The organism is Streptomyces capoamus, from assembly GCF_014654935.1.
GTDB lineage: Bacteria > Actinomycetota > Actinomycetes > Streptomycetales > Streptomycetaceae > Streptomyces > Streptomyces capoamus.
Map to the genome: position 1 here is coordinate 37135 of NZ_BNBF01000001.1, position 8304 is coordinate 45438.

The following is an 8304-nucleotide window of genomic DNA, read 5'->3' on the forward strand; positions in this document are numbered from 1 at the left end:
GTGACACGGTCGCCGTCGAGGATCCCGGCTGGGGCAGCCTCCTCGACCTCGTCCCCGCCCTCGGACTGCACACGGCACCGGTCGGCGTGGACGACGACGGACCGCGCGCCGACGACCTGCGCCGTGCCCTGGAGGCCGGGGCCCGCGCCGTGATCGTCACCGGCCGGGCGCAGAACCCGACGGGCGCCTCGCTGACCGCCACGCGCGCGCGTGCCCTGCGCGCGGTGCTGCGCGACCACCCGGAGACCCTGCTCGTCGAGGACGACCACGGCCACGGCATCGTCGAGCTGCCCCTGCACCCCCTCGCCGGCACGACCCGGCACTGGGCCTTCGTCCGCTCCGCCGCCAAGGCCTACGGCCCCGACCTGCGCCTCGCCGTCCTCGCCGGGGACCCGGTCACGGTCGACCGGGTGCGGGGGAGGCTGCGCCTGGGGCCCGGCTGGGTGAGCCTCCTGCTGCAGCGGGCCGTGGCCCACCTGTGGTCGCACGGCGCGGTGGACCGGGCGGCGGTGGCGCGGTCGTACCGGGAGCGCCGGGACGGGCTGGTCGAGGCGCTGGCCGAGCGGGGGGTCGTCGCCCACGGCCGCAGCGGCATGAACGTGTGGGTGCCGGTCCCCGACGAGACGGGCGCCATCGCCCGGCTGCTCCAGCGGGGCTGGGCGGTGGCCCCGGGCGCCCGCTTCCGCCTGGCCTCCCGGCAGGCGGTCCGCATCACGGTCTCGCCGCTCACCGCGGAGGACATCGCTCCGCTGGCGGACGCGGTGGCGGCGGCGGTCCGCCCGTCACCGGCCCGGACCTACGGCTGAGGGCGGCGGGCGCGAGCGGCGCGAAGGCCGTGACGCGCGCCCCGCGGACCGGGCGGCGCAGTCCGGCCGCGCCCCCGCCCGTCCCCGTGACCCTCCGGCCGCGCGCACGGGAGCGCCCCACGGCGCGTGGCCGCGGGGCGCGTCGCGGGGTTCAGTCGACCTTCTCCCCGTCGTGCGAACCGCCCTTGCAGTAGTTGCCCTCCTCGTTGATCGCGGGTGTTCCGCCGCCCTGCCTGCACTCGGAAGGAGTGACGTAGGACCGGGCACCCTGTGCGGTGGCGGCGGTCGCGGTGGCGGCGCCTGTGAGGCCGAGTCCGGCGAGGGCTGCCGCGGCGGTGACGGCGGCGAGGATTCGTCGAGTGCGCATGTGGTTCGCCTTTCACAGATTGCCTCGGGTGGGGCACTAGACAGCTTGATCTTCACCCATGTGGGTGGCACGCCGTAGTGCGCCATTCGGGTGAATTCGCCGCCCGGTGCGAGTCCGGCCGGGGCGACCCCACGGACAGGTTCTAGACGCGCGCCCCCGCGCCCGCGCCCTTGCCCCGCACCTGCGTCAGCGCGGCGCCCGCCAGCACGATCACGGCGCCCGCCGGCGTCGTCCAGCGGAGGGACTCCCCGAGGATCGCCACTCCCGCGGCCGTGGCGATGACGGGGATGAAGTACGTGACCATCTGGGCGGTGGTGGGCCCGACCTCGGCGACCAGCCCGTACTGGATCAGCACCGCCAGCCCGGTGCCCAGCACGCCCAGCGCGGCGACGGCCAGCAGCGGGACGAGGGCGAAGTGCCGGGGCACGCCGGTGGTCAACGGCGTGACGAGGGCGAGCTGCACCGTGGCGAGCAGCAGCTGCCCGCCGGTCATCGACAGGTGCGAGTTGCCGGTGCCGGCCAGTGTCCGCCGGACGTAGATCCATCCCACCGGATAGCTCAGCGAGGCCAGCAGCGCCATCGCCGTGCCCGTCGCGTCCAGCCCGTGGAAGCCCTGCCAGGCTCCCAGCACGGTGAGCACGCCCAGAAAACCCAGCCCGAGCCCCGCCACGCGCACCCGGGCCGGCCGGTCCTCGGACAGGGCGACCAGGGACAGCGCCATGCCCCACAGCGGGGAGGTCGCGTTGCAGATGCCGGCCAGGGTGGACGGGATGGTCAGCTCGGAGTAGGCGAACAACGAGAAGGGCAGGGCGTTCAGCAGGAACGCGGCGACCGCCATGTGCCCCCAGAGCCGGGCCCCGCGCGGCAGCCGCTCCCGCTTGACCGCCATCGCCGTCACCAGGACCGCCGTACCGAAGACGAGCCGTCCCAGGGTGACCTGGAACGGGGCGTACCCCTCGGTCCCCACCTTGATCAGCAGGAAGCTGAAGCCCCAGATGAGGGACAGGGCGCCGAAGCGCAACCGCCAGTCGAGGCGGGCGCGGGGCCGGGCGGGTGCGGTGGACCGGGGGCGGGAGGAGGTGGTGACCGTGCTCATGCCCTCCACTGTGCTGGAGTCAATGACGTAGCACAATCGAGAATTCCAGCGCGGTACCTCTTAGAATCGCTTACATGTTGAATCTGGAGCGCCTGCGTACCCTCGACGCACTGGCCCGGCACGGCTCGGTCAGCGCCGCCGCCGAGGCGCTGCACGTCACCACGTCCGCAGTCTCGCAGCAGCTGGGCAAGCTGGAGCGGGAGATCGGCCAGCGGCTCCTGGCCAAGAACGGCCGGGGCGTACGGCTCACGGACGCCGGCCGGCTGCTGTCGGAGCACGCGGCCCGCATCCTGTCGCAGGTCGAACTGGCCGAGTCCGACCTGGAGGCGCACCGCGGCCAGGTCGTCGGCGAACTCAGGCTCTCGGCGTTCCCGACCGCCGCCCGCGGCCTGTTCCCCGCCGCGCTGGGCGCGCTGCGCGCCGAGCACCCGGGGCTGCGGGTGCGGTCCAGCGAGCTGGAGCCGGAGCACGGCATCGCCGGGGTCGTGCGCGGCGACCTCGACCTCGCGGTGGTCCTGGACTGGTACAACAAGCCGATGCCCGTGCCCGACGGCCTGGTCAAGGCGCCCCTGCTGGACGACCCGGCGGATGTCGCGATGCCCGCCGGGCACCGGCTCGCGGACCGGGACGAGGTGGAGCTGACCGAGTTCGCCGAGGACGAGTGGATCACCTGGGGCGAGGGCGAGTTCTGCCACGAGTGGCTGATGTTCACCCTGCGGTCCAAGGGCGTGGAGCCGATCGTCGGCCACCGGGCGGGCGAGAGCCACACCCAGCTCGGCCTGGTGGCGGCCGGGCTGGGCGTGTGCATCGCGCCGCTGCTGGGCCGGCACCCGGTACCCGAGGGCGTGGTCCTGGTACCGCTCAGACAGCGCGTGCGCCGTCACGTGTACGTGGTCTGGCGGGCGGACGCGGACCGCCGGCCCTCGATCCGCGCGGCCGTGGAGGCACTGCGCATGGCCGCCAGGCAGCTGGGGTGAGGCCGGCGGCGGGCAGCCGGGGGCTCCGGCCGGGGCGGCTGTCCTGGGAACCGGGTCGCGGACGGCCGTTCCGGGAGCCGGTATGAGACGGCTGCCTGGGAGCTGGACGGCGGGCGGTTGCCTGGGAGCTGTATGGCGGTCGGCTGCCTGCGAGCTGTACGGCGTGCGGCTGCCCAGGAGCTCAACGTCGGTGGGCTGCCCTGGAGTCGGGCTGAGGGTGGCTGCTCCGGGAGTCGGGGGCGGCCGGGTGGTCGGGGGGCGGCGGGCGGTGAGCCGGCCCGCGCACGGTGTCCGGTAGCTGAGCGGGGGGCGGCTGCCGGAAACTGAACGGCGGGCGGCTGCCCGGGCACTGAACGGCGGTCAGCTGCCCGGGAACTCAACGGCGCACGGCTGCGCGGGAGCTGAACGGCGTACGGCTGCCCAGGAGCTCAACGTCGTTGGATTGTCGGGGAGTCGGGCTGAGGGTGGCTGCTCCGGGAGTCGGGGGTGGCCGGGTGGTCGGGGGGCGGCGGGCGGTGAGCCGGCCCGCGCACGGCGTCCGGTAGCTGAGCGGCGGGCGGCTGACGGGAACTGAACGGCGGTCGGCCGGCCCGCGCGCGGCTGCCCAGGAGCCGGCGTGAGGTGTCCGCCCCGGGGTGTGGTGTCGGGCCGAGGTCCGCCGTCCGCGTCACGCGCCGCCCAGTTTGCGGAAGTCCCAGGACACGATCTTGTCCGGGGTCAGCCGGGCCCAGGCGTGCCGGCCGTCGTGCGGCATCTCGTCCAGGCCGAAGTTCTTGCGGGCGAACAGCGTCTCCGCCGTGTCGAGTTCGGCGCACAGCTCGCCCCGGCGCGGCACCTCGCCCACGAACTCCACCCGGCCGGACAGCTCGACCCCGCGCAACTGGTCGTACTCCTCGCCGGAGTCGACCACGACGGCCACCCGCGGGTCGCGGCCCAGCTGGGCCCAGCGGCGGCTGCGTACCACCGAGTACAGCCACAGCGAGGTGCCGTCCCAGGCGAACCACAGCGCACTGACGTGCGGTGTGCCGTCGCCGGACACGGTCGCCACCCGGCAGGTGCGCTGGGTGGTGAGGAACTCGTCCAGCTCGCCGGGCGTCATCATGATCTTCCGGCCCCGGCGCTGCTGCGTGACGGACATGCGGCCCCCTCTTCTCCCACGTCGTGTCAGATGCCTATGGTGATCCTCTGATCTTCTGACATTACGTCAGAAAAGAGAAGTCGCCGTCATCGAGGGGGCACCCGCCATGCCGTCGTACGAGCGCCTGGGCGAACTCATCGACCCCGCGAGCACCGTCCTGCTCACCGTGGAATGTCAGCAGGGGGTCGTCGGCCCGGACAGCGCCCTGCCCGAACTCGCCCGCGAGGCCCGCTCCTCCGGCGCCCTGCGCCAGGTGGCCCGGCTGGTGGCCGGCGCCCACCTGAGCGGCGTGCAGGTGATCCACGCGGTCGCCGAGCGCCGGCCCGACGGCCGGGGCGCGAACCGCAACGCCCGCCTGTTCCGGGCCGCCGAACGGCTCCCCGTGCAGCAACTCGCCGGCAGCACCGCGGTCCGGGTCGCGCCCCCGATCGAGGTCGCCGAGGAGGACTTCGTCGTACGGCGGCTGCACGGGCTGTCCCCGATCCACGGCACCGACATCGACGCCCTGCTGCGCAACCTCGGCTGCCGCACGCTGATCGTCACCGGGGTCTCGGCCAACGTGGCCGTCCCCAACGCGGTGTTCGACGCGGTCAACCTCGGCTACACCGCCGTCGTCCCGGCCGACGCCGTCGCCGGGGTGCCTGCCGAGTACACCGCCGCGATGATCCGCAACACCCTCGCGCTGGTCGCCACGATCACGACCGCCGACGAGGTGCTCGGCTGCCTGGCCCGGGCGCGCGAGCGACGCTGACCCCGCTCAGGCCAGCTTGATCTCGTCGCCGGAGACGGTGATCTTCGCGGCGGGCAGCGCCTGGGTGGCGGGGCCCTTCTTCACGCTGCCGTCCGTCACCGAGAACTCGCTGTTGTGGCAGGGGCAGAGGATCACGCCGTTCGCCACGCTGCCCACCGAGCAGCCCCGGTGCGTGCACTTGGCCGAGAACGCCTTGTAGGTGCCCGCCGTGGGCTGGGTGACCACGACACCCTGGTCCTTGAAGATCTTCCCACCGCCCTCGGGGATGTCCGCCGTCCTGGCGAGCGCGGCGCCGCCGCCCTGCGCGGACCCGGCGGAACCGCCGCCCTGCGCGGACCCGGTGGAACCGCCGGTGCCGGAGCCGGTGTCCGAGGAGTCGTCGCCCGAGCCGCAGGCGGTCAGCGCGGCGGCGAGTCCCGCCGCTCCGGCCGCCGCCACGACGGTACGGCGGGCGGGGCCCGCTGCGGGGTGGAGGGATGGGCTGGTCATCTGGGGGTTCCCTTCCGCGGAGCTTCTCGTGGTCCGTCATGGGGTACGGCCGGGGGACGGCCGCCGTTCAGACGGGCCCTCAGGTTCTTCCCGCCCGGTGGTGCACCGGACGGGGTGACGAACCGGAAACCGCGCGCGGAATTCCCGTTCCCGGCCCGCCGGGGGAACCCCGAGCCGCCGACCGGGAGCCCCACGTCAGGCCGGGGGCTGGAGAACCGTGTCGATGACGTAGAGGGTGGCGTTCGCCGCCCTGATGTTGCCGCAGACGATGCTCGCCTTGCCGTCGACCTTGAAGTCGGTGCCCGAACCCGACGTCGTCAGCTTGCTGCCCTCCAGCGTCGTGAAGGAGCCGTTGGAGAGTTGGTCCGGGCTGATCCGCTGGTCCACGACGTGGTAGGTCAGCACCTTCTTCAGCTGATCCTGGTTCTTCAGCAGTGCGGCGAGCTGTGACGGCGCCACCTTCTTGAAGGCCTGTGCGCCGGGGGCGAAGACGGTGATGTCGCGCTTCCCGTCGAGGGTGCTGCCCAGCTTCGCCCGGACCGCGGCCGCCACCAGCTGGCTGAGCTCCGGGTAGGCGGCCGCCGCCTCCACGACCTTGTCCTTGGCCGTGTCGGTCTTCTTGGAGAGCGAGGAACAGCCGGGACCGAAGGTCCCCGACGGGCTGGGCGACGCGTCCTGTGCGTGGCTCAGCGAGGTCGGCCCTCCCAGCGTGAGCGGAACGGCGATCAGAGCCGTCCCGATGACCTGTGCTGTGCGCGTGCGGGTGAACCTCATCGCAAACCTTCCTGCCGTGGAGGCGTGAACACTGCGACGTCGTGGACCGCGGGAGTTCTCGTCACCGCTGGGCGGGGCGCTTGCCGCGCCAGGCCATGGGCCGTTCCACCCGGCCACTCAGCGAGCGTAACCAGCGGGTGCCGGTGACCGCATCTCGAAGCCCCTGCCCTGGTCGGACGCCCGGGCGGCGGACGAACTCCGGGCCGGCGCCGCGTCGTCGGAACCTCGCTCCACTCGACCGACCGCGTGCCCGTCTGCGGTCACAACGGGTGACGCGTACGGCGTGGAACGCGGTACCCGCCCCCACGACCCGTTCACTGAGAGGCGTGATCAGGCTTGGTACGGCGCTCGCGGGTCTCGGCGGAGCCCTCGGCGGGGGCTTCCTCGGGGCGACGGCCCACTACGCGGTCAGAACCCTGGGGCAGCGCCGCCGGGACGAGCAGTCGGGGCTCCAAGCCCAGCGGCAGGCCGTCCAGCGGCAGTTCGGGCACGTACGGGCGGCGCGGGACTGGGTGGCCGGGCTGGCGGCACCGACCGGTGCGGGGGACACGCCTGAGGACCGGCACCGGACCAGGGAGGAAGCAGCCAGGCGCTACGCCGACTGCCGTGGCGTCTGGGACTCCGCCCGGCCGGACATCGACAGTGACGAGGTCCGCGCGGCCATGGCCCGTCTCGACAGGGCGGCGGCGGCCGTCCTGGACCAGGTGGCGCAGGGGGACTTCGCCCCGGACCTGAACCGGCTTCAGCAGCGTCTCGACGAGCTGGCGGACGCGGCGAGGCACCGGCTGACCATCCGTCTCCACGCACGGTCCGGTGAACTGACACGCTTTCGAGGGGGCGGCGACGCCCACGGCCGCACGAGCCCCGGCGGCCCGGAAGGGTAAGCTGACATCGAAGGGCGCCGTCCTCACTCGCGGCGCCGGCGCTCGCCGCAGCCGGCGCCGGGGAACTTCCGGTCCACGCTGTGACCAGGGCGTTCTGCCCTGCTCGCGTCGTCCCCGGACGACGACCAAGGTGGTGAGGAGCATGGCCGTACCGGGCAGGAACGGACGGGCGCCGGCCACGTCGCACGCCGATCCCCGACGCGACCCGTTCCTCCGTACGCAGTTCGCCGTACCGGCGCGGCCCGTGACGTTCCTGCGGCGCGACCGGCTGGCCGCCCACCTCGACGAGGCCCTCCTGACCCCGTTGACGGTGGTCCACGGAGCCGCGGGAGCGGGCAAGACCCTGCTGGCCGCCGACTGGGCCCGCACCCGGGACGAGCCCGTGGCCTGGCTCACCGCCCCGGTGGCGGACGAGCAGGGCGGCACCTTCTGGGCGTACCTCGCCGAGGCCCTGCGCCTCGCCGGCGTGACGGCGTGCGCCGACGCAGCCCGCCCCGCGGAGGCCGGCCCCGCGGACGACAGGCTGCTCACGCGGCTCGCCGCCGGACTGAGCACCCGCAGGACTCCGGTGGTCCTGGTCCTCGACGAATACGACCGGGTGACCGACCCGGAGATAGCGGACCGGCTGGACCTCGTCCTCCGCCAGGCCGGCCCGGGCATGCGCCTGGTCCTCGTCACCCGCACCGAACCCCTCCTGCCGCTGCACCGCTACCGGGCGGCCGGCACCGTCACCGAGATCCACGACGCCGAGCTGGCCTTCACCCCGGACGAAGCGGCCGCTCTCCTCGCGCTGCACGGCCTGCGCCCGAGCGACGACGACGTGCGCGCGCTGCTGGAACGCACCCGCGGCTGGGCGGCCGGACTGCGGCTGTGCGCCCTGGCCGCGCAGGGGGAGAGCGACCCGCGGACGTTCCTCAAGGAGTTCGAGGCCGACCGCACCCCGGTCGCCGGCTTCCTGCTGGCCGAGGTGCTCAAGCGGCAGACGGCCCCGACGCAGGACCTGCTGCTGAGGGTCAGCGTCC

10 protein-coding genes are annotated in these 8304 nt (G+C 74.0%); 5 read left to right on the forward strand and 5 right to left on the reverse strand.

Annotated features, from left to right (window positions below; genetic code table 11):
* On the forward strand, positions 1 to 806 hold an 806-nt coding region (locus IE312_RS38280; RefSeq protein ID WP_229898778.1), incomplete at its 5' end, for an aminotransferase class I/II-fold pyridoxal phosphate-dependent enzyme.
* Positions 807 to 957: 151 nt separating this feature from the next.
* On the opposite strand, the gene IE312_RS00190 is transcribed toward IE312_RS38280, so the two are convergent.
* Both IE312_RS00190 and IE312_RS00195 read right to left on the reverse strand, forming a co-directional pair.
* A complete protein-coding gene (locus IE312_RS00190) occupies positions 958 to 1173 on the reverse strand; it encodes a hypothetical protein (protein WP_189977076.1) in 216 nt (71 codons plus the stop codon).
* 142 nt (positions 1174 to 1315) lie between these two features.
* Positions 1316 to 2269, reverse strand: coding sequence for a DMT family transporter (locus IE312_RS00195; RefSeq protein WP_189977078.1), 954 nt, complete (start codon positions 2267 to 2269; stop codon positions 1316 to 1318).
* A 74-nt stretch (positions 2270 to 2343) separates the two neighbouring features.
* Between IE312_RS00195 and IE312_RS00200 the strand changes: the two genes are divergently transcribed.
* Positions 2344 to 3246: a LysR family transcriptional regulator gene (locus IE312_RS00200; RefSeq protein ID WP_189977080.1), complete on the forward strand. Its 903-nt coding sequence runs from the start codon at positions 2344 to 2346 to the stop codon at positions 3244 to 3246.
* Positions 3247 to 3913: 667 nt separating this feature from the next.
* On the opposite strand, the gene IE312_RS00205 is transcribed toward IE312_RS00200, so the two are convergent.
* On the reverse strand, positions 3914 to 4384 hold the full coding sequence (locus tag IE312_RS00205; protein ID WP_189977082.1) for a pyridoxamine 5'-phosphate oxidase family protein: 471 nt from the start codon (positions 4382 to 4384) through the stop codon (positions 3914 to 3916).
* A 106-nt stretch (positions 4385 to 4490) separates the two neighbouring features.
* Between IE312_RS00205 and IE312_RS00210 the strand changes: the two genes are divergently transcribed.
* Positions 4491 to 5135: a cysteine hydrolase family protein gene (locus IE312_RS00210; RefSeq protein WP_189977084.1), complete on the forward strand. Its 645-nt coding sequence runs from the start codon at positions 4491 to 4493 to the stop codon at positions 5133 to 5135.
* A gap of 6 nt (positions 5136 to 5141) precedes the next feature.
* On the opposite strand, the gene IE312_RS00215 is transcribed toward IE312_RS00210, so the two are convergent.
* On the reverse strand, positions 5142 to 5624 hold the full coding sequence (locus tag IE312_RS00215) for a Rieske (2Fe-2S) protein (protein WP_189977086.1): 483 nt from the start codon (positions 5622 to 5624) through the stop codon (positions 5142 to 5144).
* Positions 5625 to 5819: 195 nt separating this feature from the next.
* Complete coding sequence (locus tag IE312_RS00220; protein ID WP_189977088.1) at positions 5820 to 6398, reverse strand: fasciclin domain-containing protein; 579 nt, start codon at positions 6396 to 6398, stop codon at positions 5820 to 5822.
* Positions 6399 to 6724: 326 nt separating this feature from the next.
* Here IE312_RS00220 and IE312_RS00225 point away from each other — a divergent pair, with 326 nt between their 5' ends.
* A complete protein-coding gene (locus IE312_RS00225; protein ID WP_189977090.1) occupies positions 6725 to 7282 on the forward strand; it encodes a hypothetical protein in 558 nt (185 codons plus the stop codon).
* Positions 7283 to 7424: 142 nt separating this feature from the next.
* A partial coding sequence (locus IE312_RS38285; RefSeq protein ID WP_229898780.1) for an AAA family ATPase occupies positions 7425 to 8304 on the forward strand: 880 nt, incomplete at its 3' end.

What these genes read in the sequence shown, in the direction of transcription:
- IE312_RS00190 (WP_189977076.1), bottom strand. Translation starts at nt 1,173, where the DNA reads ATGCGCACTCGACGAATCCTCGCCGCCGTCACCGCCGCGGCAGCCCTC.
- IE312_RS00195 (WP_189977078.1), bottom strand. Translation starts at nt 2,269, where the DNA reads ATGAGCACGGTCACCACCTCCTCCCGCCCCCGGTCCACCGCACCCGCC.
- IE312_RS00200 (WP_189977080.1), top strand. Translation starts at nt 2,344, where the DNA reads ATGTTGAATCTGGAGCGCCTGCGTACCCTCGACGCACTGGCCCGGCAC.
- IE312_RS00205 (WP_189977082.1), bottom strand. Translation starts at nt 4,384, where the DNA reads ATGTCCGTCACGCAGCAGCGCCGGGGCCGGAAGATCATGATGACGCCC.
- IE312_RS00210 (WP_189977084.1), top strand. Translation starts at nt 4,491, where the DNA reads ATGCCGTCGTACGAGCGCCTGGGCGAACTCATCGACCCCGCGAGCACC.
- IE312_RS00215 (WP_189977086.1), bottom strand. Translation starts at nt 5,624, where the DNA reads ATGACCAGCCCATCCCTCCACCCCGCAGCGGGCCCCGCCCGCCGTACC.
- IE312_RS00220 (WP_189977088.1), bottom strand. Translation starts at nt 6,398, where the DNA reads ATGAGGTTCACCCGCACGCGCACAGCACAGGTCATCGGGACGGCTCTG.